At 61.5% G+C, this 25,056-nt stretch carries 21 protein-coding genes; 7 read left to right on the plus strand and 14 right to left on the minus strand.

Translation table 11 applies throughout. The features are described 5' to 3' along the window. Positions 1–7: 7 nt before the first annotated feature. A complete protein-coding gene (kbl, locus tag BHV64_RS10225; protein WP_022061174.1) occupies positions 8–1,195 on the minus strand; it encodes a glycine C-acetyltransferase in 1,188 nt (395 codons plus the stop codon). A 225-nt stretch (positions 1,196–1,420) separates the two neighbouring features. Here kbl and galE point away from each other — a divergent pair, with 225 nt between their 5' ends. The 3 genes from galE (at position 1,421) to pth (ending at position 3,854) form a co-directional block, all read left to right on the plus strand. Then, the gene (galE, locus tag BHV64_RS10230) at positions 1,421–2,452 is read left to right on the plus strand and encodes a UDP-glucose 4-epimerase GalE (RefSeq protein ID WP_217726915.1); all 1,032 of its coding nucleotides are present in this window, start codon (positions 1,421–1,423) and stop codon (positions 2,450–2,452) included. Positions 2,453–2,708: 256 nt separating this feature from the next. Next, positions 2,709–3,281 carry a 50S ribosomal protein L25/general stress protein Ctc gene (locus tag BHV64_RS10235; RefSeq protein WP_015546855.1) on the plus strand — a complete coding sequence of 191 codons (573 nt, stop codon included), beginning with the start codon at positions 2,709–2,711 and terminating at the stop codon, positions 3,279–3,281. A gap of 9 nt (positions 3,282–3,290) precedes the next feature. Further along, positions 3,291–3,854, plus strand: coding sequence for an aminoacyl-tRNA hydrolase (gene pth / locus BHV64_RS10240; protein WP_015546856.1), 564 nt, complete (start codon positions 3,291–3,293; stop codon positions 3,852–3,854). 436 nt (positions 3,855–4,290) lie between these two features. Here the strand turns inward: pth and BHV64_RS10245 are convergent, their stop codons facing one another. The 9 genes from BHV64_RS10245 to rsmH all read right to left on the minus strand — a co-directional run bounded on the left by BHV64_RS10245 (position 4,291) and on the right by rsmH (position 15,024). Beyond that, positions 4,291–4,686, minus strand: coding sequence for an RNA-binding S4 domain-containing protein (locus tag BHV64_RS10245; RefSeq protein WP_015546857.1), 396 nt, complete (start codon positions 4,684–4,686; stop codon positions 4,291–4,293). Position 4,687: 1 nt separating this feature from the next. Further along, on the minus strand, positions 4,688–5,797 hold the full coding sequence (locus BHV64_RS10250) for a TlpA disulfide reductase family protein (protein ID WP_288115846.1): 1,110 nt from the start codon (positions 5,795–5,797) through the stop codon (positions 4,688–4,690). 10 nt (positions 5,798–5,807) lie between these two features. After that, positions 5,808–7,181 (minus strand): FtsW/RodA/SpoVE family cell cycle protein, encoded by a 1,374-nt coding sequence (locus BHV64_RS10255; RefSeq protein ID WP_138265709.1) that lies wholly within the window; start codon positions 7,179–7,181, stop codon positions 5,808–5,810. Between the two features lie 3 nt (positions 7,182–7,184). Next, positions 7,185–8,534 (minus strand): UDP-N-acetylmuramoyl-L-alanine--D-glutamate ligase, encoded by a 1,350-nt coding sequence (gene murD / locus BHV64_RS10260; protein WP_288115847.1) that lies wholly within the window; start codon positions 8,532–8,534, stop codon positions 7,185–7,187. Between the two features lies 1 nt (position 8,535). Then, positions 8,536–9,780 carry a phospho-N-acetylmuramoyl-pentapeptide-transferase gene (mraY, locus tag BHV64_RS10265; protein ID WP_015546861.1) on the minus strand — a complete coding sequence of 415 codons (1,245 nt, stop codon included), beginning with the start codon at positions 9,778–9,780 and terminating at the stop codon, positions 8,536–8,538. 97 nt (positions 9,781–9,877) lie between these two features. Then, a complete protein-coding gene (locus BHV64_RS10270; protein WP_118406360.1) occupies positions 9,878–11,332 on the minus strand; it encodes a UDP-N-acetylmuramoyl-L-alanyl-D-glutamate--2,6-diaminopimelate ligase in 1,455 nt (484 codons plus the stop codon). A gap of 1 nt (position 11,333) precedes the next feature. Beyond that, positions 11,334–13,595, minus strand: coding sequence for a penicillin-binding protein (locus BHV64_RS10275; RefSeq protein ID WP_015546863.1), 2,262 nt, complete (start codon positions 13,593–13,595; stop codon positions 11,334–11,336). Between the two features lie 6 nt (positions 13,596–13,601). Beyond that, complete coding sequence (locus BHV64_RS10280) at positions 13,602–14,117, minus strand: FtsL-like putative cell division protein (RefSeq protein ID WP_015546864.1); 516 nt, start codon at positions 14,115–14,117, stop codon at positions 13,602–13,604. Positions 14,118–14,121: 4 nt separating this feature from the next. Beyond that, positions 14,122–15,024 (minus strand): 16S rRNA (cytosine(1402)-N(4))-methyltransferase RsmH, encoded by a 903-nt coding sequence (gene rsmH / locus BHV64_RS10285; RefSeq protein ID WP_015546865.1) that lies wholly within the window; start codon positions 15,022–15,024, stop codon positions 14,122–14,124. Positions 15,025–15,117: 93 nt separating this feature from the next. Here rsmH and BHV64_RS10290 point away from each other — a divergent pair, with 93 nt between their 5' ends. The 3 genes from BHV64_RS10290 (at position 15,118) to BHV64_RS10300 (ending at position 18,617) form a co-directional block, all read left to right on the plus strand. Continuing rightward, complete coding sequence (locus BHV64_RS10290) at positions 15,118–15,951, plus strand: hypothetical protein (RefSeq protein ID WP_015546866.1); 834 nt, start codon at positions 15,118–15,120, stop codon at positions 15,949–15,951. 21 nt (positions 15,952–15,972) lie between these two features. After that, on the plus strand, positions 15,973–16,983 hold the full coding sequence (locus tag BHV64_RS10295) for a GNAT family N-acetyltransferase (protein ID WP_217726921.1): 1,011 nt from the start codon (positions 15,973–15,975) through the stop codon (positions 16,981–16,983). A gap of 122 nt (positions 16,984–17,105) precedes the next feature. After that, positions 17,106–18,617, plus strand: a complete 1,512-nt coding sequence (locus tag BHV64_RS10300) for a BACON domain-containing protein (RefSeq protein ID WP_015546868.1) — start codon at positions 17,106–17,108, stop codon at positions 18,615–18,617. A gap of 122 nt (positions 18,618–18,739) precedes the next feature. Here BHV64_RS10300 and BHV64_RS10305 read toward each other — a convergent pair whose 3' ends face one another. From BHV64_RS10305 to BHV64_RS10315, 3 genes are all read right to left on the minus strand, one after another. Further along, positions 18,740–19,018 carry a hypothetical protein gene (locus BHV64_RS10305; protein WP_015546869.1) on the minus strand — a complete coding sequence of 93 codons (279 nt, stop codon included), beginning with the start codon at positions 19,016–19,018 and terminating at the stop codon, positions 18,740–18,742. Between the two features lie 260 nt (positions 19,019–19,278). Then, the gene (locus BHV64_RS10310; protein ID WP_195635792.1) at positions 19,279–20,637 is read right to left on the minus strand and encodes a sigma-54-dependent transcriptional regulator; all 1,359 of its coding nucleotides are present in this window, start codon (positions 20,635–20,637) and stop codon (positions 19,279–19,281) included. 5 nt (positions 20,638–20,642) lie between these two features. Further along, on the minus strand, positions 20,643–23,093 hold the full coding sequence (locus tag BHV64_RS10315) for a sensor histidine kinase (protein WP_288115851.1): 2,451 nt from the start codon (positions 23,091–23,093) through the stop codon (positions 20,643–20,645). A gap of 112 nt (positions 23,094–23,205) precedes the next feature. Here BHV64_RS10315 and BHV64_RS10320 point away from each other — a divergent pair, with 112 nt between their 5' ends. Continuing rightward, entirely contained in the window at positions 23,206–23,604 is a 399-nt protein-coding gene (locus BHV64_RS10320; protein WP_015546871.1) for a hypothetical protein, read from the plus strand. 79 nt (positions 23,605–23,683) lie between these two features. On the opposite strand, the gene BHV64_RS10325 is transcribed toward BHV64_RS10320, so the two are convergent. Beyond that, positions 23,684–25,054: an MFS transporter gene (locus BHV64_RS10325; RefSeq protein WP_015546872.1), complete on the minus strand. Its 1,371-nt coding sequence runs from the start codon at positions 25,052–25,054 to the stop codon at positions 23,684–23,686. Between the last annotated feature and the right edge of the window lie 2 nt (positions 25,055–25,056).

Consider the following 25,056-nt stretch of genomic DNA (forward strand, 5'->3'; position numbering starts at 1 on the left):
CAGTAAGTTATTTGATGACATTCAGTTCTTTGCCGACCTTCGTGAAGGCGGCGATACAGCGGTCGAGCTGTTCGATGGTGTGGCCTGCGGAGACCTGCACGCGAATGCGCGCCTGACCCTTGGGAACCACCGGGTAGTAGAATCCCGTGACGAAAACGCCCTCGTCCTGCAATTTCGCGGCGAATTCCTGCGACAGTTTGGCGTCGTAGAGCATCACGGCGCAGATGGCCGACTGGGTGGGTTTGATGTCGAAACCCGCCGCCATCATTCCGGCACGAAAATGTTCGACGTTGGCCACCAGCCGGTCGTGCAGTTCGTGGCTCTCCGCGAGCATCTTAAAGGTCTCGATCCCGGCGCCGACCACGGCAGGGGGCAGCGAGTTCGAGAAAAGGTAGGGACGCGAACGCTGGCGCAGCATGTCGATGATCTCCCTGCGGCCGGTGGTGAATCCGCCTACGGCGCCTCCGAATGCCTTGCCGAGCGTACCCGTGAGGATGTCCACCTGCCCGCGCAGGTCGTAGAGTTCGGTGATGCCGCGGCCCGTTTCGCCCAGCACGCCCGCCGAATGGCACTCGTCGACCATCACCAGCGCGTCGTACTTTTCCGCCAGAGCGCAGATCCGATCGAGCGGTGCGGCGTTGCCGTCCATCGAGAATACGCCGTCGGTGACGATGATGCGGAACCGCTGGGCCTGCGCCTTCTTCAGGCACTCCTCCAGTTCGCCCATGTCGGCATTGGCGTAGCGGTAACGCACGGCCTTGCACAGACGCACGCCGTCGATGATCGAAGCATGGTTCAGCGAATCGGAGATGATGGCGTCCTCCTCCGAAAAGAGCGGTTCGAACACGCCGCCGTTGGCGTCGAAGCAGGCGGCGTAGAGAATCGTGTCCTCCGTACCGAAATAGTCGGCGATAACCTTCTCCAGCTCCTTGTGGATGTCCTGGCAGCCGCAGATGAAGCGCACCGACGACATGCCGTAGCCGCGGGCATCCATTGCTTTCTTCGCCGCCTCGATCAGCCGCGGATTGTCCGACAGTCCGAGGTAATTGTTGGCACAGAAGTTGAGCACCTTCCGACCTGCAACCTCGATCTCGGCCCGCTGGGGCGAAGCGATGATCCGTTCCCGTTTGTAAAGCCCTGCCGCCTCGATTTCGGCGAGTTCATGTTGCAGGTGCTCCTTGATTTTCCCGTACATATCCGTTAATTTTTTGATGAAATTCCGAGTGCAAAGTGTCGATCTGTTACAAATGTACGATAAATTTCCGAAAACAGACACTCCCCGAACGCTTTTTTCTCACGCCGGGTTACAATTTGTTATTCGCCACGCCACCAAGGCTTCCGGGCGGTTTTTTCGGCGGCGTTTTTTTGCCGCCGCATAATTTTTTAATACCTTTGTTGCTCAAATAACAACCAGCTACCTATGAAAAAATCGTGTGTATTGGTCAGCGGCGGTGCAGGCTACATCGGCTCGCACACCTCCGTGGAACTCATCAACGCCGGCTACGACGTGGTGATCGTCGACAACCTTTCGAACAGCGACCTCAACGCCGTCGAAGGCGTGCGCAAGATCACCGGCGTGGACATCCCCTTCGTCGAGGTCAACTGCTGCGACCGGGCGGCTTTCCGCAAGGTCTTCGAACAGTACGAATTCGACTCGGTGATCCACTTCGCAGCGTCGAAAGCCGTGGGCGAGTCGGTGCAGAAGCCGCTCGAATACTACGGCAACAACCTCACCTCGTTTATGAACGTCATCGGCCTGATGCGTGAATTCGGCCGCCGGAACATCGTCTTCTCGTCGTCGTGCACCGTTTACGGCGAGCCGGAGAAGCAGCCCGTGACGGAGCAGACGCCCCGCAAGCCGGCCACTTCGCCCTACGGCAACACCAAGCAGATGTGCGAGGACATCCTGCGCGACTCGCTCGCCGCCTACCCCGGCATGAAAGGCATCGCGCTGCGCTATTTCAACCCCATCGGCGCACATCCTTCGGCGCTGATCGGCGAACTGCCGCGCGGCGTGCCGCAGAACCTCGTGCCCTTCATCACGCAGACCGCCGCCGGACTGCGCGAGTGCCTCTCGGTCTTCGGCGACGACTACCCGACGCCCGACGGGTCGTGCATCCGCGACTACATCGACGTCGTGGACCTCGCCAAAGCCCACGTGGCGGCGATCAACCGCATGGCCGGCGACAAGAACAAGCAGGCCTACGAGATTTTCAACGTCGGCACGGGCCGCGGCGTCTCGGTGCTGGAACTGGTGCACAAGTTCGAGGAGGTCAACCACCTGAAGCTCAACTACAAGATCGCACCGCGCCGTGCGGGCGACATCATCGCCATCTGGGCCGATCCCACGCTGGCGAACACCGAACTGGGCTGGACTGCCGAGCGCACGCTCGACCAGACGCTCGCCGCCGCCTGGGCCTGGGAGAAGCACATTCGGGGAATTAAAAATTAAAAATGAAAAATGAAAAATGAAAAATTGGGCGAGTCCCGACTCTGATAAAGTCGAGGCTCGCTTTTACAACTCACCGCAGACGTCCAAACGTTTTGGACAATTGCGGGTTGTGAAACAATTTTTAATCCCTAATTTTTAATTCTTAATTATTTACCTTATCTTTGCGCTCCCAAAGCAGGCGGAAATGGGATGCGGTCCGCAGAGTCCGCATTGAGAACCGCCGAAGGCAACACACATTAAAAAACAAATTTTCATTATGAAAACCATTTCAGTCAAGGCCGTAAAACGCGCTGATTTCGGCAAGAAGGCCGCCAAGGCGATTCGCCGCGAGGGCATGGTCCCCTGCGTACTGTGCGGCAACGGCGAAACCGAGACCTTCTCGGTAGACCCCCGCGAGATCAAACCCCTGATCTACACCCCGAACTCCTACATCGTAGAGTTCGACATCGAGGGCAAGAAAGAGCAGGCCGTGCTGCGTGAGGCACAGTTCCACCCCGTACGCGAGGAGATTCTCCACCTGGATTTCTACCGCATCGCCGAGGGCAAACCCGTATCAATCGCCATTCCGGTACGCCTGACCGGCAACGCCGAGGGCGTGAAGGTCGGCGGTAAGCTGGCCCTGTCGGCCCGCAAACTGGTCGTCAGCGCACTGGTCGAGAACCTTCCCGACGAAATCGTCGTGGACGTTACGGAACTGGGCGTAGGCAAGACCATCTTCGTCGGCGACCTCGAGTTCGAGAACCTGAAGTTCATCACCCCCGCTACGACCGCCGTCTGCGCCGTTCGCGTAACCCGTGCGTCGCGCGGAGCTGCCGAGGCTGCGAAATAAGCCGGGAATATGAAATACCTCATTGTTGGGCTGGGGAATATCGGCGCCGAATACGCCGAAACCCGTCACAACATCGGTTTCAACGTGTTGGACGCCCTTGCAGAGGCGTCCAACACTGTTTTTACCACCCAACGTTACGGCGACGTGGCCGAAGCGAAGTACAAGGGCCGGACACTGGTGTTGCTGAAACCCTCGACTTACATGAATCTCTCGGGCAAGGCCGTCCGCTACTGGATGGACGCCGGGAAGATTCCGCCGGAGAATCTGCTCGTCGTTTCGGACGACATCGCGCTGCCTTTCGGCACGCTGCGCCTGCGCCCGAAGGGGAGCGCCGGAGGGCACAACGGACTGAAAAACATCTCCGAACTGCTCGGAACGGAGGAGTATGCCCGCATGCGCTTCGGCGTGGGCGGCGATTTCCCGAAGGGGCACCAGGTGGAATACGTACTGGGCGAATGGACCGACGAGGAACGGAAGGCCCTTCCCGAACGGCTGAAGGTCTTTGTCGACGCCATCCGGTCGTTCGCGACCGTGGGAACCCAATTGACCATGACCAATTTCAACAAGAAATAGGAAAAGCGGCTTTCGGGCCGCTTTTTTGCATTTCCGCTTTTTTTCGTTACCTTTGAGGTTGTACGACCCTTTTAAAGGTCCGGAGGTTTTGCCGAACCGCAAGACGGTTCGGTTTTGGATACGTTCCGGCTTTTTAGTACCTTTGTAAGGAGAGTTCCGACTTTATTGCGTTCTTGACATAGTACGTTGTATCGAAGCATCTGAAATTTTGGCGAATTTTATGCACAACAGATACAGCACCCCCGGAAGGGTGTGTGCTGTTTTCTGGTTGTGCAGGGCCCGCCAAAAGCCTCAGATGCCGGGATTCGGCGCCGCCCTTTCGTTTTGCGCGGACCTGCCGGATTCCGCTGAAAAAAGAACCCGGCAGGATGCCTTCTTTTTCTCTTCAAATTCTTCAGGAAAAAGACGGGATTGCGCTCCTGCCGGGATTCTCCTTTTATTCCTCCTCGTCGTAATAGATCTCCTCCATCAGCCCGTCCAGTTCGCGCCGCTCCTTCTTGGTCGGACGGCCCGTACCGCGGTCGCGGACGATGAAGATCGTCTCGCGCGGAACGTTGAGTTTGTCCAGCTCCTCCTGCGGAGTAACGTTGAGACAGTAAAGAGGCACGTTTTTCGCCGGCTGACGGCTCGACACCAGATCGAGCACCTTGTAGGAATAGGTCACCTGCATTTTGCGCACGGCGATCACATCGCCGATTTTCACCTCGCGCGAAGGCTTGGCATAAGCGCCGTTTACCGTCACCTTGTTCGTGCGCACGGCATCTGCGGCATCGCTGCGGGTCTTGAACACCCGCACCGCCCAAAGATACTTGTCCAAACGAATATCGTCCATATCACTTGATGTTTTGCTCCATTTTTTCCAGCAGGCTCCCCTTGCCGTAACCCTGCCATACATCCTGAATCCGGCCGTCGGGAGCGATCAGCACGAAATGCGGAATTTCCTTTACCCCATAACGCATCCCAAGCCTGGTATCTCCGTCTACAAGTTCGTTCCATTGGTTTCCGACCAACTGCTTTTCGGCAATAAACTCCTTCCACACCGGCTTCGGGTCTTGGCTGATGCTCACAACCGCAACCCTGCCGGCATACTTTCGTGCGATCTCTTGCAGTTCGGGAATCGCCTGTACGCACGGACCGCAGCCCGCACTCCAGAAATCGAGCAAAATATATTTCCCGATGAATTCCGCCAGGCGATGCAGATTCCCATCCGCATCGTACAGATCCCCGTCCACCAGCCGGTCTCCGACTCCGACCGCCGGAGCCGGATTGAGATAAGCGTCAATCCGCCGGCCCATCGGAGACTGCCGCTGTTCTTCCGTCATCCGGTCGTAAAGCGCAAGCATTTCGGCCTTGTGAGCTGTACCTATTCCGAACTGCAAAAGACGGGCGCATTCGGCCAGTTTGTTCAACCAGACCCGCGTCACGGGAGCCGTCTGCATACGACGGACGGTTTTCTCCGACACTTGCCCGAACAGCTCCATATAACGGGCAAAATCCTGCTGTGTATTCAGCATGTCCTGAAACCAATTCAACTCACAGATTTGAGGTTCGACCAGAGCACGGTACATGTCTTCGTCCGCCTGCTCCGCAATGTCCGAAGCGGCCTCCCAAAGCCAAGCCTGCTTATCCTCACCACGGACCTCGATACGTTTGCCGGGGGCAACCCAAACATCGAGCGTACCGCCCCGGTAATCCCCAACCGTCACACTGATCTGAACAACTTTCGGGAAAGCGACTGTATCCCGGAAGGAAAACCGACCGCCTGCCAGCGTATCCACGCCTATTCCCCGCAACATTTGCCCCTGCGGTTCATACAGACGCACTACCGCGCCGTCGGGCACGTTTCCGATTTTTCCGACAATCCGGAATTCGCCGGCGGGAACGGCGGGAGCGCAAGCCGTTGCGGCCACCGCGGCAAAAAGCAGGGAGAGCGGTTGTTTCATCGGTTTTCTCCTATTTTTCGTACAACGTTTCGCTTTTCGGCCGGTCGTGCGACTGTTCGTCGTTCTGGCGGCTGACGCTCAGGATCATCCCGAAGGCGATCATCGTGAAGAGCATCGACGAGCCGCCGCGCGAAATCAGCGGCAGGGTCTGCCCCGTCTCGGGGATCAGATTCACCGTCACCATGATATGCAGCAGCGCCTGACACGTGATCAGCAACGCAAGCCCCAGCACCAGCAATCCCGGAAAGGCGGTTCCGCACCGCCGGAATATCTCGATTCCCCGGAAGAAGACCCACAGGTAGAGCATCAGCAGCAGCACGGCCAGGATGAAGCCGTACTCCTCGACGAAAAAGGCATAGGCATAGTCGCTCTCGGGGTGGATCATCTCCACGCGCATGGCGCTCTGCCCGGCGCCTTCGCCCAGGATGCCGCCGTTGTAAATGGCGATCATCGAACGCTCCGTGTCGGAGAGGTGTTCGATGGGTTTCTCGGTCTGCGACTTGGTCCAGAGGTGAATCCACGTCGAAACGCGCCCTTCGGCGGTCTCGCTGCGCCCGAGGTTCAGCGTCATAATAACGACGATGGCCGCAACGCCCCATCCCACGAGTTTCATCAGCTCCCCGAAACGGACGCGTCCGATGAGCATCATCACCCACGACGCCAGGCACACCAGCACGGCCGACGAAGTGTGCGCCGGAAAGATCACCATTGCCGAAACGACGACCGGCAGCAGAATGGGGCGCGTACCCTCGCGCCAGATTTTTCGCTGCACGGGCGACGAACGCCACGTCCAGAACTTCCACGTCGGCACGATGCGTATCTTGTCGATCTTCGACTGCCGTCCGGCGAGCTGCCGGGCGAGGAACAGCACCGTGGCGACCTTCAGCGCCTCGGAGGGCTGGAACTGGAAGGGGCCGAGCGGAATCCAGCGGGCTGCGCCGTTGGTCGTCGCTCCGATGAAATAGACGGCGACGGTCAGCGCCACCGAAAGAAAATAGGCCGGCCGGGCCAGAAGATTGTAAATGCGGCAGTTGATCTTCTGCACGGCGACCATGATCAGCAGGCTGCCGACCAGCAGCAACAACTGCTGACGCAGGAAATGCGCCGTCGTACGGGCCGTATGGGCGTCGTAGGCCATCTTGGCCGTCGAGGAGTAGACCACCAACACCGAGATCACCGCCAGCGCGGCGACGATGATCCACAGCACGCGGTCGCCCGTAAAGAGGCGGAACCCCGATTTCCCGGCCGTCTCCGTCCCGCAGGCGCACTCCTCGCCGGAGGCCGCGTCACCGCTCCCCGAAGTCCGCCTGCCGCCGCGCGGCGCAGCGTCGCGCGCCGCCTCCGCCGTCGCCCGGTCGTCGTATCTGCTCTCGTCCCGCACCATCGGCTATGCTTTTTCTTCGACCCAGTTCTTGAACAGTTCGCCGCGGTTCTCGTAATTCCGGAAAAGATCGAAACTCGCGCAGGCAGGCGACAACAGCACCGCATCGCCGGGACGCGCCGCGGCCTTCGAGGCCGTCATGGCCGCTTCGAGCGAATCGGTCGAGACCACCTCCGGGACCACGCCCGTGAACTCCCGGACCAGTTTGGCGTTATCGAGACCCATGCACACCAGCGTGTGCACCTTCGCCCGGGCGAAGGCCTTCAGCGGCTCGTAATCGTTGCCCTTGTCGGTCCCGCCGGCGATCCACACCACGGGGCGCGTCATGCTCTCCAGCGCATAGTAAACCGAATCGACGTTGGTGGCCTTCGAGTCGTTGATCCACAGCACGCCGTCCTTTTCCGCCACGGGTTCGAGCCGGTGTTCGACGGGCGCGAAGGCGTAGAGCGATTTGCGGATCTTCGCCGGGGCGACGCCCGCCGCAAGGGTCGCGAGGGCCGCGGCCATGGCGTTGTAGGCGTTGTGAAGCCCCTTGATCTGCAACTTTGCGGTGTCGATCTCCACCGACGCCTTGCCGGCCGTTGCGGTGAATTTCCCGTCGCAGAGAAACGCGTCGCCCGCACCGCTCGCCACGGCGTTTTTAGCGGCGAAGGGCAGCTGGCGCATCCTCAAATCGTACTTCGGAATCTCGTTCCAGATCACCTCGTCATCGCCCGAGTAGACGAACCAGTCGCGCGAGGTCATATTCTGCACGATTCTCATTTTCGAGTCGGCATAGTTCTGAAAACAACGGTCGTAGCGGTCGAGGTGATCGGGCGTAATGTTCATCAGCACCCCGACATGCGCCCGGAACCGATACATTCCGTCCAACTGGAAAGAACTCAATTCCAGTACATACCAATCGTAGTCGCCCGTAGCGACCGACCAGGCGAAACTCTCGCCGATGTTGCCGCCGAGGGCGACGTTCATCCCCGCGTCGCGCATGATCTTGTAGATAAGCGACGTGGTGGTGGTCTTCCCGTTCGATCCGGTGATGCAGATACATTTGGCCTTGCCCATATAGCGGCCCGCGAACTCCATTTCGGAGATCACCGGAATGCCCGCCTCGCGGATCTTGCGCACCATCGGGGCCGTATCGGGAATGCCGGGCGACTTGACGACCTCCGTGGCCGCGAGGATGCGCTCCTCGGTGTGGCCGCCCTCCTCGTAGGGGACCTCCCATTCGTCCAGCTTGGCCTTGTAACGGTCGGCAATGCGCCCCGCATCGGAGAGGAAGACCCCGAACCCCTTCTTTTTGGCGAGGATCGCGGAACCGTAGCCGCTGATTCCCCCGCCCAGAACGACGATCTGTTTCATATTATCTTATTTTCAGCGTTACCAGCGTAATGGCCGCCAACAGCAGCGAGATGATCCAGAAACGGAGAACGATCTTGGTCTCGAAGATGCCCTTTTTCTGGTAGTGGTGGTGGACCGGAGACATCAGCAGGATGCGACGCCCTTCGCCGTAGCGGCGTTTGGTGTACTTGAACCAGCCGACCTGCATCATCACCGAGAAGCTCTCCACGAGGAAGACGCCGCACAGCAGCGGCAGCAGCAGCTCCTTGCGGATGCAGAGCGCGAAAACGGCGATCACGCCGCCGATGGCCAGCGAACCCGTGTCGCCCATGAAGATCTGGGCCGGGAAGGAGTTGTACCACAGGAAACCCACCAGCGCCCCCACCAGCGCCGCGGCGAAGACCACCATCTCGCCGCTGCCCGGGATGTACATGATATTGAGGTAGTCGGCATAGACGATGTGGCCCGAAAGATAGGCCAGCACCCCCAGCACGGCGACGATCGGGACCGAAACTCCCGTCGCCAGACCGTCCAGGCCGTCGGTGAGGTTGGCGCCGTTCGACACGGCCGTCACCACGAAAATCGCGACCAGCACGTAGAGAATCCATGTAGCAACGGAGTTTCCGCCCGTCAGCCATCCGTAGTCGAACTCGTTGTTTTTGACGAAGGGGATGGTCGTCTGCGTGGTCTTGAGGCTCTCGGAGCTGACGACCACGTGGCGCTGAACCGTTTCGAGCACCGTGCCGTCCTCGTTCAGATAGACCGTCTGCACGGGCTGTGTGACCTTCTCGCGCACGACGATGTCGGGCGAGAGCCACATGGTCGTTCCGACGATGACGCCGAGGCCCACCTGCCCCACGATCTTGAAACGGCCCTTCAACCCCTCCTTCCTGTGGCGGAAAACCTTGATGTAGTCGTCCAGACCGCCGATCAGGCCGAGCCAGACCGTCGACACGAGCAGCAGCTGGATGTAGACGTTGTCCAGCTTGCCGAAGAGCAGCATCGGGACCAGGATGGCGACGAGAATGATCACGCCGCCCATCGTGGGCGTGCCTTTCTTCTGCAACTGGCCCTGAAGCCCGAGGTCGCGGATCTCCTCGCCGATCTGCTTGCGGCGCAGGAAGTCGATGATCGAACGTCCGAAGATAATGACGATCAGCAGCGAGAGGATGATGGCTGCCGCGGCGCGGAAGGAGATGTACTGGAACATTCCCGAGCCGGGGAGGTCGTAGGCCTCGTCCAGGTACCTGAATAGATGGTAAAGCATGGTTTCAATTAAAAATTAAGAATGAAAAATTAAAAATTACCATACGATGGCATTACGACAAGCGAACAAATGAAAAACAATTCTTAATTTTTCATTTTTAATTGAGAAGCGCAAAGCGCTTCTTTATCTCTTCCCGGTCGTCGAAAGGATGTTTCACGTCGCCGACAATCTGATAGGTTTCGTGCCCCTTGCCCGCCACGAGGATGATGTCGCCCGGACGCGAGAGCATCACGGCCGTGCGGATCGCCTCGGCGCGGTCGGCGATGCGCAGGTAGCGCGCACCGGGCTCCAGCCCCGCGACCATGTCGTCGAGAATCGCCTCGGGCGACTCGTGGCGCGGATTGTCGGAGGTGAAAACCGCCGTCGTGGCATACTTCACGGCAATGGCCGCCATCTCGGGACGCTTGGTCCGGTCGCGGTCGCCGCCGCAGCCGCACACCACGATCAGCTGCTGGCCGGGAGTGCGGATCTCCTCGATGGTCTGAATCACGTTCTCCAGCGCATCGGGCGTATGGGCATAGTCGACGATGGCCGTCGTGCCGTTCGCCGCGCGGATCTTCTCGAAGCGGCCGCTCACGGCGTGCAGCATGCTCAACACGCGCAGCACCTCGCCCCGGTCGAGTCCCAGCAGCGCCGCCGCGCCGTAGACCGCCAGCAGGTTGTAGGCGTTGAACCGCCCCAGCAGCCCCACCCACAACTCCTGCCCGTCGATGCGCAGAAGCATGCCGTCGAGGTGCATCTCGACGATCTTGCAGCGGAAATCGGCCATCGCGCGCAGCGAATAGGCGCTCACCGCCGCCGCGGTGTTCTGCACCATCACGCGTCCGTTCCGGTCGTCGGCGTTCGTCAGAGCGAAAGCCCCCTTGGGCAGCCCGTCGAAAAAGAGCTTCTTGGCCCGGATGTACTCGGCGAAGGTCTTGTGGTAGTCGAGGTGGTCGTGCGTGATGTTCGAAAAGATGCCGCCCGCGAAATCGAGGCCCCGCGTGCGTTCCTGCACGATGGCGTGCGACGAACACTCCATGAAACAGTATGCGCACCCGGCGTCGGCCATTTCACGCATCATAGCGTTCAGGCGGATCGAATCGGGCGTGGTGTGGGTGGCTTCGACCTCGCGGCCGTCGATCTTGTAGACCACCGTCGAGATCAGCCCGGCCTTGTAGCCCATGGCCCGCACCAGGTCGTAGAGCAGCGTCGCGGTCGTGGTCTTGCCGTTGGTCCCGGTGATGCCCACGAGTTTCAGCTCGCGGCTCGGGTAGTCGTAGAACGCCGCGGCCATATCGGCCATGGCCCCCGCCGAGTCCCCGACGAGAACATAAGCGACGCCCTCCGCCGCATCCGCCGGCATCCGTTCGCAGACGATTGCCGCCGCGCCTTTTTCAACCGCCATGGGAATATAGTCGTGTCCGTCGCTCTGCGTGCCCGGAACGGCGAAGAAGCAGTCGCCCGGTTTCACGGCGCGCGAATCGTAGACCAGCCCGCCAATGGCGGCGGCAGTATCGCCGCACACCTCCCGGACGGGGGTATTTTTCAGAATATCGGTTAATTTTTTCATCTTATTTCAACGTTATGACGACCGCCGTGCCCGGTGCTATGCGCGCTCCGGCGGTGATACTTTGCTGCGTTACGGCTCCCCGTCCCGAGAAGCGGACCTTCAGTCCGCGGCTTTCGAGCACGAACAGCGCGTCTTTCAACCCCATGCCGCGCACGTCGGGCATCACGCCCCGGTCGCCGGGCAGGCTCGTGATGACGACGTTCGAGAGGCTGTCCACCGCGACGCGCCCCCAGCCCGTGCGGCTTTCGAACGAGGCGCGGGGCGACAGGCGGTCGGCCACGCGGCGGACCTGCGCGATGTCGCCGCCCTTCATCCGGTCGGGATAGCGGCGCGGACCTCCGTCGTCGACACGACCGTACCAGTCGCGGCCGCGGTTGAAGATGTAGTCGACCATGCGCTTCACGACGGGACCCGCCAGCGGTCCCCCGTAGTAGGCTTTCCCGGCCTGGGCGCGGGTTTCGATGGTCGTGAGCACCGTGTAGCGGGGCGCGTCGGCCGGGAAGTAGGCCACCATCGAACCCAGGTAGTAACGGCCCTCGCGGCTGCGGGCGTCGGTGATCTGCGCCGTACCGGTCTTGGCCGCCACCCGCAGGCGCGTCGTGTCGCGGAAAAAAGCGCTGGCCGTACCCTCGGTGCAGACCGCCTGCAAACACTGCTGCACCTCGCGCAACGCCGCCCGCGAGGCGATCGACGAGGCGATGGTACGGCTTTCGAAACGCTCCTCGACCCGATCGCCGCGGCGCAGTTCACGCACCAGCACGGGCGAAATCATCTTCCCGCCGTTGGCAATGGCGTTGTAGAAGGTGATCATCTGGATCGGGGCCAGCCGCACACGATAACCGTAGGACATCTTCACCAGCATCACGCCCGGGTCGGGAACCTTCCAGTCCGTGGTGACGGAGGGCTTCCGCTCGCCGAGCCGCTCCAGCCCCACGGTCTGGCCCAGATGCAGCTCCTTATGGAGAAAATCGCTGTATTCCTGCTTTCTGCCCGTACTTCCGTAACGGTCCCAGATCGCCTTGGCGAAGTAGACGTTCGACGACGAAGCCACGGCGCGCCGGAAGTCGATTTCACGGTCGCCGCGGTGCGAATCGCGGATGTTCCTGGCCGGGCCTACCGTCACCGGATCGCCGTTGTGGGTGTCGTAAACCGTCGAGACGGGCATCCGGGCGTCGTCGAGCAGCGTGAGCATCGTCGCCAGCTTGAACGTCGAACCCGGCTCCATGCTGCGGCCCAGGGCGTAGTTCTCCCGCTCGGCGAAACTCCCGTCGGCATTGCGGCCGAGGTTGACCATCGCCAGGATTTCGCCCGTATGGACCTCCATCACGATCGTCGTGCCCCACAAAGCATTCTGGGCTTCCAGCTGTCGCCTCAACGCCTTGTCGGCCACATCCTGCAGGTCGAGGTCGAGCGTCGTGACGATGTCGAAGCCGTCCACCGGGTCCTCGTGGTCCCCGCCCGCCACCCGGCCGTAAAAGCCGCGCGCGATACGCTGGCGCAGGGCTTTGCCGTCGCGGCCCGCCAGCTCCTCGCGGTAGGCCTCCTCGATGCCGTAATTGCCCTTGTCGCCCGTCAGTCCGATCGTACGGCGCGCCAGTTCGCCCTGGGGATAGATGCGTTCGTCGCGCTCGATCAGCCGGTAGACCATGCCCATGTTCCAGTTCAGCAGCGGATAACGCCGCAGGGTCTCCCACTCGGCGAAATCCACCTCGCGGGGAAAGATATTCACGGGCGTATGGTCGCGGATCGTGTCGTAGATGCGGCGTTTGACATATTCCTCGCCCCGCATGCGGTCCATCATGCGCGAAATCCACCCCTCGGAACGCAGGTAGGAGGTGTCGCGCGGATTGACCAGCCGGTAACGGCGGGCGTGCTCCTCGCGGAAACGTTTGGCATAGGCCGAGGCGGGCTTGTCCCGGAAGAAGGCGGCCAGCAGTTTCGCGAGCGAGTCGGCCTGTTCGCGGAAGGTCTTGAGCGAATCCAGCCCCGGCGACGCGAAGTCGAAGGCGGCCTGATAGCGGAAGATCGAGGTGGCGAGGGGTTCGCCGTCGCGCGAAAGGATGCTCCCACGCTGCGCCGGGATGACCTCCTCGGTGAAGATGCGGCTGGCGAGGCGGTCGGCATTGTAGGCCACCTCCGCACTGAACAGCTGCACCCAGACGAGCCGTGCGAGCACGATGGCCCCGGCGAGGATGAAGAGCACGTACAGAAGCCTCACCCGCAGCAGAATATCGCTTTTGACCTTCGAACGTTCCTGCTTCATCGCCGTTTAGTTTTCGATGATCTCGCCCGGCGCCTGCGGGTCGTAAAGCTCGATGCCCCGCGCCCGGAGCTGTTCGACGATGGCCGAATGGGTCGTGCGCTGGTAACGCTGCTCCTGAAGGCGGATCGAGCGTTCGCGGAGTTTCTGCACGTCGCGCTCGAGACGCGTGTAACGCATGTCGAGGTGCAGCGACCAAAACATCACCATGATGCTCAAAAAGAACATCCCGGCGATGGTCAGCATATAGGGATAGTATTTCGAGACGCCCTCGCGCACGAGGATCGTACCCGAGAACAGCTGCCAGAAGGTGCTGGACCTGCGGCGTCGCTCGCGGCGTTCGCGTTCTTCGGCTTCGGCCCGCTCTTCGGCCTCGCGCTCCTCGTCGGCGCGGATGTCCTCTTCGGCTTCGCCCCGCTCCATGCGCCGCACCTCGCGGCGCACACGGCGCGCGAACTCCTCCTCCTGCTCGCGGCGGGCCTGCTCCTCGGGGGTCACCGGGTCGAATTCGTGGTCTCGGTACATCGTATCAGCGTTTTACGGCCGCCCGGAGTTTCGCCGAACGGGAACGGGGATTGCGGTCGAGTTCTTCGGCCGAAGGGGTCACGGCCTTGCGCGTCACGAGGTCGAACGGGGCCTGCGAACGACCGAAAAAGTCCTTTTCGACCTGCCCCGAGAAGTTGCCGCTGCGCATGAAATTCTTCACCAGCCTGTCTTCGAGCGAATGGTAGGAGATAACGACCAGCCGGCCGCCGGGCTTCAGCACCCGCAGGCTCTGCTCCAGCGCCATTTTCAACGCCTCCATCTCGCCGTTGACCTCGATGCGCAGGGCCTGGAAAAGTTTGGTCAAGAATTTCGCCTCGTCCTTTTTGGGCGTGCAGGGCTTCACGGCTCCGACCAGCTGCGCCGTGGTCGTCACGGGCGCCGCCGCACGGGCCTTGACCAGACAGTTGGCAACCTTCCACGGTGTTTCTACCTCGCCCCAGTCGCCCAGAATGCGGGTCAGGTCCTCCGCGGTGTAGTCGTTCACCACGTCGGCCGCCGTGAGCCGCCCCCTCTGGTTCATGCGCATGTCGAGCGGAGCCTCTCCGCGGAACGAGAATCCGCGCTCCACGGCGTCGAAATGGTGCGACGAAACCCCCAGGTCGGCCAGAATGCCGTCGACCTCCGTCACGCCGCGCAGCCGCAGCGCCCCCCGCAGGAAGCGGAAATTGCTCTCCACGTAGTGAAAACGCGCATCGTCGGGACGGTTCTCCAGCGTGTCGCGGTCCTGGTCGAAGCCGTACAGACGGCCTTCCGGCCCCAGGTCGGAGAGGATGCGGCGCGAATGGCCGCCTCCGCCGAAAGTGAGGTCGGCGTAAGTGCCCGCAGGTTCGACAGCGAGCAGTCCCACAGACTCTTCCAGCAGTACGGGAGTATGGTATTGCGACATAATAGTTATTTGCAAAGGTCTATTTGGGTGTAAAGTTAGGGATTTTTCAAAAAAGAATGCCTATATTTGTGGATATAATTTTCCGAACATTCCATGCCCAAAATCGACATCGGCGCCGTACTCAGGCAGAAAGCCCCGCGGCTGGCTCGCTGGATTCCCCGTCCGGTCGTGAACTGGCTGCGCCGCACGATCCACGAGTCGGAAATCAACCATATCCTCGAACACTACTGGTCGCTGCCTCCGCAGGAGTTCATCCGCGCCTGTTTCCGCGAATGGCAGGTCACCTATTCGATCGAAGGACTCGACAAGCTCGCCCCCGGAGGCCGTTACCTCTTCGCCTCGAACCATCCGTTCGGGGGCATGGACGGCATGATGCTCGCCGACAAGCTGATCGACCGTTTCGGCGACGCGCGGGTGGTGGTCAACGACCTGCTGATGTACCTCGAACCGCTGCGCCCGCTGTGGATCCCGGTGAACAAGCACGGCGCGCAGAGCGCCTCCTACGCCCGGAAGTTCGACGAAGAGTTCTTCGGCGATCTGCCGGTCCTGACCTTTCCCGCGGGTCTCTGCTCGCGCCCCAACGGCGGCGAGGTGACCGACCCCGAGTGGAAAATCAGCTTCCTGAAAAAGGCCTACGCCTCGCAGCGGCAGATCGTTCCGGTCTTCGTCGAAGGGCGTCTGTCGAAGTTCTTCTACCGCGTCTACCGGATCCGCAAGGCGCTGGGCGTCAAGTTTAACATCGAGATGCTGTGGCTGCCCGACGAAATGTTTTCGCAGAAGGGCCGCCATTTCCGCATCGTCGTCGGCGACCCGATTCCCGTGGCCGAACTCCAGCGTTTCGGGTCGCTGCACGAACAGGCGCTGGAAGTACGTAAAAAAGCGTATTTTTTGGAAAAAACGCTCGCCGGCCCGAATCAAAACCGCTAATTTTGGTATTTTTGCCCTGTCATGCAACAGAAAGAGAATACAGTACCCATCATCGAACCGGTCGCCCGGGAACTGCTGCTCGCAGAACTGACGCCCGCCCGCAAGATGCGCAACACCCACCGGGCAGGCAATGAAATCTACATCTTTTCGGCCGCCGAATGCCCCTCGCTCATGCGCGAGGTGGGCCGCCTGCGCGAAGTGGCCTTCCGCGGCGCCGGCGGCGGCACGGGGCAGGAGGTAGACATCGACGAGGAAGACCTCGCGGGCGACGGCTACTACCAGCTGATCGTCTGGGACCCCTCGGCGCAGGAGATCGTCGGCGGTTACCGCTTCATCGTCTGCACCACGCCCAACCCCCGCCATCTCTCGACCGAACACTATTTCCGTTTCAGCGAGCGTTTCCGCCGGAAGTTCCTGCCCCGGACCATCGAACTGGGGCGTTCGTTCGTGCAGCCCGCCTACCAGGCCCGCGGCAACGCCAAGAGCATCTATGCGCTGGACAACCTCTGGGACGGACTGGGCGCGCTGATCGTATTGAACCCCAAGGCCAAATACCTTTTCGGCAAAGTCACCATGTACACGACCTACAAGGCCGTGGCCCGCAACGCGCTGATCTGGTTCCTGCGCCGCTATTTCCCCGACCGCGACCAGCTGGTGGAGGGCATCCATCCCATACGGCTCGACCTGGACGACCCTTATTACGAGGAACTGTTCTGCGGCGCGACCTACATGGAGAACTACCGCATCCTGATCCAGCAGATCCGCAAGTTCAACGAGAACATCCCGCCGCTGATCAACGCCTACATGAACCTTTCGCCCACGATGCGGGTTTTCGACACGGTGTCGAACCCCGATTTCGGCGGTGTGGAGGAGACGGGCATCCTGGTGACGATCCGCGACATCTATCCCGAAAAACGCCTGCGCTACACCCGCTGGCTGGGGTGGCGGGCCAATCTGAAACACCGCCGCGAGGAGTTCAGCGAACGCCTGCGCGAACATTTCGAACGCATCAAGAAAAAGCGGAACGCCTGAAAACGCCCTGTTTCCCTCACGGCCGTCCGGACAATCGGGCGGCCTGAATTTTGCATGCCGTGCAGTAAACCGCACATTTCCGCATTTAACGATACGAACGACTCAACTAAAAAACACCTCGCATGAAACGATTATTTCGTCTTCTTCTGATCCTGGGCCTCGCGGCCGGAACCTGGTCCTGTGCGGACGACGGAACTCCGTCGGTCAGCATCAACGGCGGAACCGATTTTCTGTCGCTCGACCACCTCGCCCGCAGCGGCAAGATCACCGTCAATGCTCCGGCGCCCTGGAGCGTGACGCTGGCGCCGGAAAACTACGGTCAGGACGAAAAACCCGACTGGCTGACCCTCTCCGCAGAAGAAGGACCGGCAGGGTACTCCGAGATCGACGTGACCTTTGCCGAGAATCCGGGTCCTGCCCGCAGTGCGTCGCTTCTTTTCTCCTGCGACGGAAAGACCTTGGCTTTCACCGTCTCGCAAAGTGCGGGCGGCACGGGATTCGACGCCCCGGACTACTATTTCTACATTTCGGTCGGAACCATGCCGACCCTCTATTCGGGCCTGCACCTGCTTTCGCACGACAAACCGAGCTACGTCTCCTACGAACGCGCAAGCACCTTCGACGCCGCCGAATTTCCCGACCGGGCCTTCGTGTACCCCGTCGCCGACCCCACGGGCCATGCCACCAACGAGGAATTACGGGCCATGAGCGAAGCGATGAAACGCCGCATCCTGGAGATCAACGCCGAGGACCCCACAGCGGTCTTCGGGCTATGGGTCGACGACCTGCGGTGCCGCCTGGGCTACGACTGGTTCGTGGCGCAGGGCATCGACTCGGCACGCGTGAAGGTGACGATGCTCTCCGACGGCACGGCGACCTACAACAATTTCCACAACTACTTCGGCGATGCCGCCACGGCCGAGCAGAACTGGAACGACTACGCCGCCGAAGTCGAAGCCCTCGACTGGAACCACGGCGGCCGTTATCCCGAGACCCGCGCGCCGGAGGAGTTCGCCTCCTACACCTGGCCCTACTACCTCTCGACGCGCCCCGATTACCGGCTGATGCTGCAAAACAGCAGCCTGATGGAGTCCTCCTGCCCGTTCATCGCCGACCGGCTGGCTGCAATGAAGATGGAGAGCGTCCAGCCCTACGAACTGCTGACAGCCCTTCCCGAGGCTTCGAAACAACAGTTCTACCGCATGGCCAAATTCGACTACGCCCGCTTCGCGGGGCTGTTCGACCTGTCGCCGAAGAAAAACCTCATCATCATCGGCACGAGCCACAGTTCCGCCGCGAGCGAACAGCAGCAGGCGGCCTATGTGGAACGGATCATACAGCAGTACGGCAGCGATTACGACATCTTCTTCAAGCCCCATCCCGCCGACAGCTCGTCGGCCGGTTACCCCGACCGGTTCGAGGGGCTGACGCTGCTGCCGGGCCAGATGCCGTTCGAAATCTTCGTCTGGGCGCTGCTCGACAAAATCGACATGATCGGCGGCTACCCCTCGACGACCTTTATCTCCGTACCGCTCGACAAGGTGGGCTTCCTCTTTGCCGCCGATGCCGACGGACTCGTCCGGCCGTTGAACATCCTTTTCCGCGACGCCGCGAACGTGGAATGGATTCAGTAAATGCCCCCGGCGCCGAAAAACGCCACCCGGCTCGGGTGGCGTTTTTTTCGCGCAAAAAAATCCCCCGCCGAAGCAGGGGACCAGGCAAACAATTGTTTAACTAAATGATTTCGGGCGGAAGATTACCGGACGACCTCTCCCGACTGATTCTCCAGGCTTGCATTCTTCTCCGTCTTCACCGGCTCCGATTTTTGCTCGGCGGGTTCCGATTCCGGCTCTGCGGGAGTCTGTTCCGGCTTCACGGGGTCGGGTTTCTCTTCCGGAGCGGTAGGCTCCTGCTTCTGCTCGGGAGCGGTGGGATTCTCCTTCTGGGGCGTGTCCTGCTTTTCGGGCTGCTGGGCATAAACCATTCCTCCGGCTGTCAGCATCAGCGCCGCCATCATCACAATCGTCTTTTTCATAGCTTTAAAATTTAAATGGTTGAACTTCATTCTTTCGTTAGCGGGTCGTCTTACTCGCGTTCTGACTTCTGAAAGTTCAAGCGAAGTGCCACAACGGCGCAAAACACGCAACAAGCAGATTTCCAACGCAAACGCCATTGCGCTAAAAATCGGAGAAGGTGTGGAAAAATGTGGAGACGGGACAGAAAGTGTGGAAAAATTCCACAGCCGGAGTGTGGAACGGCCGTCCGGAAACCGGAACGGGACAGGCGGGAAGCCTCCTATTCGATACCGTAAAGATGGAGTTTGTTGTAGAGCGTCTTGCGGTCGATGCCGAGCAGTTTGGCGGCCTGCGACTTGTTGCCGCCCGCCGTTGCGAGGGCGCGGCGGATCTGCTCCTCCTCGGAAGCGGGATCGCGCAGCGAAAGAGGCGCCTCCGCAGGTTCCGCCGGACCTCCGGTGACTTCGGCCGGCAGGTCGCGGCAGGTGATGTACTCGCCCGCGGCGAGCAGCGTCGCCGACATCACCGCGTTTTTCAGCTGCCGCAGGTTCCCCGGCCAGTCATAGGCGGCAAGGGCCGCGGCGGCCGCGGCGTCGAACCCGACGATCCGCTTGTCCAGCTCCCGGTTGGCCTGGTCGAGAAAGAAGTCGGCGAAGAGCGGAATATCCCCGCGCATCTGCCGCAGGCAGGGCATGCGCAGCGTGAAGGAGTTGATGCGGTGGTACAGGTCGGCGCGGAACGTCCCGCGCGCGATGGCCGCTTCGAGGTCCTCGTTGGTCGCGGCCACGAGACGGATGTCGACGGGAATCTCGCGGTTGCTGCCGACGGGACGGATACGCCGCTCCTGCAGGGCGCGCAGCAGCTGCACCTGCGTTTCGTAACCCAGGTTCCCTACTTCGTCGAGAAACAGCGTGCCTCCGTCGGCCGCCTCGAAAGCGCCCGTCTTGTCGGCCAAAGCCCCCGTGAAGGCCCCCTTGACATGACCGAAAAACTCCGAAGCCGCCAGATCGCGGGGAATGGCCCCGCAGTCGACCGCCACGAAGGGCTTTCCGGCCCGCTTGCTTTCCCGGTGGATCAACTGCGCCACATGCTCCTTGCCCGTGCCGCTCGCACCGTTGACCAGCACCGACATATTGGTCGGGGCCACCAGCCGGATGTGTTCGTACAACTGCCGGGCGGCGTCGCTGCGGCCCTCAATGTAGTTGAGCGGCTGCTCCGAAAAGCTCCCGGCCGCACGCGGCGCGGGCTTCGAAGCGGATTTCGCGGCCGGCACCGCCGGAACATCCAACGCTTCACGGATCTTTTTCAGCAGTTCGTCGGGATTCACCGGTTTGGCCACATAGTCGCGTGCGCCGAGCTTCATGCACCGCACGGCGTTCTGGATTTCAGCGTAACTCGTCATCACGATCACCGGCGCCGCGACACCCGCTCCCGCCATCCATTGCAGCAGGGCGATTCCGTCCTCGTCCGGTAGGCGCATGTCGCTCAGCACGAGCGAGAAGCCTCCCGCCTCAAGAGCCGTGCGCGCCGCCGCCACCGACGAGGCGGTCCCGACTCCGAAACCGCGTTTCGAGAGCCACGTGCGCAGCATCAGGGCAAAAGTAATATCGTCGTCGACAATCAGAATCCGCTCTTCCATAGGCTTCACAAAGATAGCGTTTTTTCAGCTTCCGCGACAATCGCGCGGATTTTTCCCGCCGCCGCACGCAGTTCGCCGCAAAGGGCCTCCGGCAACGGCCCTTCGCACGTCTCGCCCCGGCGCAGCGTCTCGGCGACCTCCGCCGCCCCGAGCATCGTGAAGATCGGCAGCATCTTGTGCGCCAGCGTCTTCACCGTCGCGACATCCCCCTCGCCGAGCGCCCTTTCAAGCTCCGCGCAATTTCCCGCCGTCTGTTCGGCAAACGAGCGCAGGATGCTTCGCGCCGCCTCGGGATCGTCCCCGGCATAGGCCGTCAGAGCCGTAAAATCGGCCCCGTCCGCCGACGGGATCTCCGGGTCCCCGCCCTGCGGGACGATCTCCCCGCTGCCGCAGGCCGCCCGTATCGCCGCCACCAGTTCGCTGTAAGTGAACGGCTTGCGGAGGCACCCCGCAAACCCCCGGGCCGCGAAATCCGCAGCGCCCAGGTCCCCGCGCGCCGACACGGCGACCACTTTCAGCCCGGGATCGACCCCGCGCACCGCCTCCAGCACGCCGAACCCGTCGGCCAACGGCATCTGCAAATCGGTCAGCACCAAATCGAAACGGCTCTCGCCGACGAGTTTGGCGACATACTCGGGATATTGGCAGCTCTCGCATCCGACCCCGGCACGGCGGCACATCGCGGCGGTCATTTCGAGTTGCAGGGGATCGTCATCGACCAGCAGCACGCGCAGTCCCGCCTGGGGCGCAGACTCTTCGGCTCCGGCAGCCGCACTCCCGGCCGCCGCTTCACCGACGGGGACCGACACGATGAATTTGCTCCCCTCTCCGAGACGGCTTTCGAGCGAAATCGTACCGTCCAACAACTTCACGAGACGGTCGACGATCGACAGCCCCAACCCGAATCCGTCGACTCCCTGCGCCGAACTCAAACGCACGAACTCGGCGAAGATGCGTTCCCTCTCCTCGCGGCCGATGCCGCGGCCCGTGTCGCGCACCGAGAAGACCAGCCGCCCCCGCACCACGTCCACGCGGAGCGTCACCGACCCCTCGTCGGTGAATTTCAAGGCGTTGGAAATCAAGTTGTCGGCGATCTGACGGATGTGGAGCGCATCGCCCGACACCTCTCCCGCGGCGGCCGGTTCAGCCTCCAGACGCAGTTCCAACCCCTTTGCGGCGGCCGCGGCGGCAAATCCCGCACGGATGTTTTCGAACAGCTGCGCGGGACTGAACGCCACGCAGCAAACCTCGATCTTGTTAATATCCAGCCGGTAGAAATCCAGCAGACTGTTGACCAGCGCCAGCAGGTGTTCCGACGACCCTTTCATGTTGCGCAGGTAGAGTTCCTGCCGCTTGTCGCCCGTCAGCCGCGCAAGCAGGTCAATATAGCCCATCACCGATCCCAGCGGGGCCTTGATGTCGTGCGTGATGGCCAGCATCAGCTTCTCGCGCGCCTCCAGCAGCGACTCCTTGTCGCGGTTGGCGCGCTCCAGCTCGCGGCGGTAACGGTTGCTGCGATTGATGTCGCGCCAAAGCATCCCGACGAACAGGAGCATCAGCACCACGGCCCCGATGGCCACGCCGCCCAGGATGCGCGACGACCGTCTGCGGAAAGCCTCGTTGCGCTCGATACGCTGCATCAGGTAGGCCGTGTCCTCGGCCTCGAAGTCCATGATCAGGCGGTATATCTTCGTATTGACCAGTTCGTTGCTGTAACTCAACCGCAGCCCCTCCTGCCACGCATGGTCGTAGATGCCCTGCCGGTTGCTCGTGACGCTGTCCTGCAAGGCTTGCAGCACCAGCACGATGGTGTCCTTCACCGCGTCGACGGGGATGACCGGGGCGATGGTCTCGCGGCGCGAGATCACGAGGCTCGAATCGGCCTCCGGGGGACTGAACAGATCGCCCAGCCGCTGGAAAAAGCGGCGTTTGGCACGCGGCACGGCCGTCGTGTCCTGCCGCACGATGCTGCGGAACGGGATCGTATCGGCCACGACGGCCTCCCGGGGACCGATCAGACTGCGGATGTTCTTGTCCAGCAGGCCCGCCGTGGCCCCGGCGCGGATCGAACGGCGCAGGCTCACCGTGCGGCGCTCCTTGTCGGCGATCAGCCGCGTGATGCTGTCCAGACGCATCGTCTGCAACGAATCCCCGCCGACGGTCAGCGCCCGGAGCGAGTCGATCGAGGCCCGCACGGTACGCAGTTCCCGCCTGTAACGCGCCTCGTAAGAGGCGTATCCGGCGATCATCAGCTGCCCGTAGCTTTCGGCCTGGTAGAGGTGGTAGAGGGTCCGGTTGACGGCGCTGCGCTTGGTATGCAGCAGGGCGTAACTGCGGTCGGGCGCCGAGAAACGGACCGCCACCCGGTAGACGTAGCCCACCGAGAGAATACAGACCGCAATCAGCAGGAGATAGCCCGCCACGATCTTCGTTTTGACGAATTTCGACTCCTTCACAGGCCCAAATATACGAAAAAGCCCGGAAACCCGCGTGCGGAAAATGCACGGCGGCACGATTTAATGCTTATCTTTGCGGCGAGGGCACGGACAAAACCGGCGCACGAAAACCATGAGAAAGCATTGGGTACTGATTACGATAACGATTGCCGCCGTGCTGGCGGCGGCTGCCTACTTCCGGTTCTTCTTCGTCTTCGGCGAGGGCGTCAAGAGCGGAGAACTGAACTACGTCGTCTACAAGGGCGTGCTTTTCAAGACCTACGAAGGCAAACTGATCCAGACCGGCATCCGCTCGAAAGCCGCCGGGTCGATCCAGTCCTACGAGTTCGAGTTCTCGGTCGAGAACGAAGCGCTGGCGCGCGAGCTGATGCTGCAAGGGGGAAAGACGCTCGAACTGCACTATAAGGAGTATTTCGGGGCGCTGCCCTGGCGGGGCTTCACGAAGTTCGTCGTCGACAGCATCATCACCGTCCGGCCTGCGGAGCAGGGAAAACAGGGCGTCGACCGATAAAGCGGCCCGCTCCGCACAAACGAAAAAACGTTGCAGGCAAAGGCCCTGCAACGTTTTTTTCGAATCTGTTCCGGGTTTTCTAAAACTCCTTGACCTTGCCGCGGTTCAACAGCGGCAGCAGGAACGAGATGACCGCCGCCGCAAGCCAGAAGATCGCCACAGGGCCGAAATCGTAGTGTTTCACCCCGTCGGCGGCAACGGTGATGTTGGAGTCGATCAGCCAGCCGCTCGCCACGTCCTGAATGCCCGCAGCGATATAGGAAGTCATCCCCACGACGCCCAGTGCGGCGCCCGTAGCCTTCCGCGGCACGATGTCGACGGCCATCAGGCCCCCCAGGAAGCAGATCAGCACGCCGATGGCGATGCCGAACAGCACCATCGACAGCACGTTGACCCACATGGCGTTGCCTCCGTAGAAGAACAGCGCCAGCGCCGCGGCGTTCAGCACGCCGAAAATCAGCGCCGGAACCTTCCGGTCGCCCTTGAAGAGCTTGTCCGAGAACCACCCCGAGAGCACCGTGCCGAGAATGCCCAGCAGCGCGTTGATCGAGACCACCGAGATCGCCTCGACGTCCGAAAAACCCTTCGCCTCCTGCAGGAACAGCACGCCCCAGCCGTTGATCGCGTAGCGCGAGATATACATGAAGGCGCTCGCAGCGGCAAGAATCCATACCGCGGGGGTGCGCAGCACCTGCTTCTGAATCTCCTTCACCGACTTGTCGGCCGAGGCCGCCGGTTTCTCGTGCGCCAGCGCCTCCACCGGAGGCAGACCCTTCGATTCCGGGGTGTCGTGCAGCATCAGCAGGATCACGACCACGCCGATGGCCCCGGCTATCGCCGAGCCGAAGAAGCCCGCCTGCCAGCCTGCGAAGGTCACGATCGAACCCACGAACAGGAACGAGAAGAACTCCCCGAGGTTGTGGCTCGCCGAGAAGAAACCGTAGTAGGTCCCCCGCTCTTTCAGCGGATACCAGCGCGAGAGCGAGATGATCGCCGGGGCGGCGCCCATCGACTGCGACCAGCCGTTCAGGCCCCACATCACGGCGAACGCGATGAAGATCACGGCCGTGGGGATGACCGAGTGCATCAGCCCCAGCACGCCCATCAGCATGTTGGCCGCCGCAGAGACGATCAGGCCGGTGGCCATGAAGCGTTTGATGTTGCAGTAGTCGGCGATGAATCCGTTGACGAATTTGCCGATGGCATAGGCGAACAGCAGCGCCGAGCCGATAACGCCCAGCTGCGAGGCGTCCAGCGAGCCGCTGTCGAGAATCGGTTTCTTCATCACGTTGAGGCTCGTCCGGCAGACGTAGTAGAGGCTGTAACCGAGCGTGGCGGCGATGAAGGCCTGCATGCGCAGGCGGCGGTAGTATTTGTCGCGGGCGGCCTCGTCCATCTCCCGGGCGGGAGCGGGGGCGCTGATGCGGTAGAAGCGGGAAATGCGGTTCATTG

Source organism: Alistipes sp. 56_sp_Nov_56_25 (assembly GCF_001915285.1).
Classification (GTDB): Bacteria; Bacteroidota; Bacteroidia; order Bacteroidales; family Rikenellaceae; genus Alistipes; species Alistipes shahii.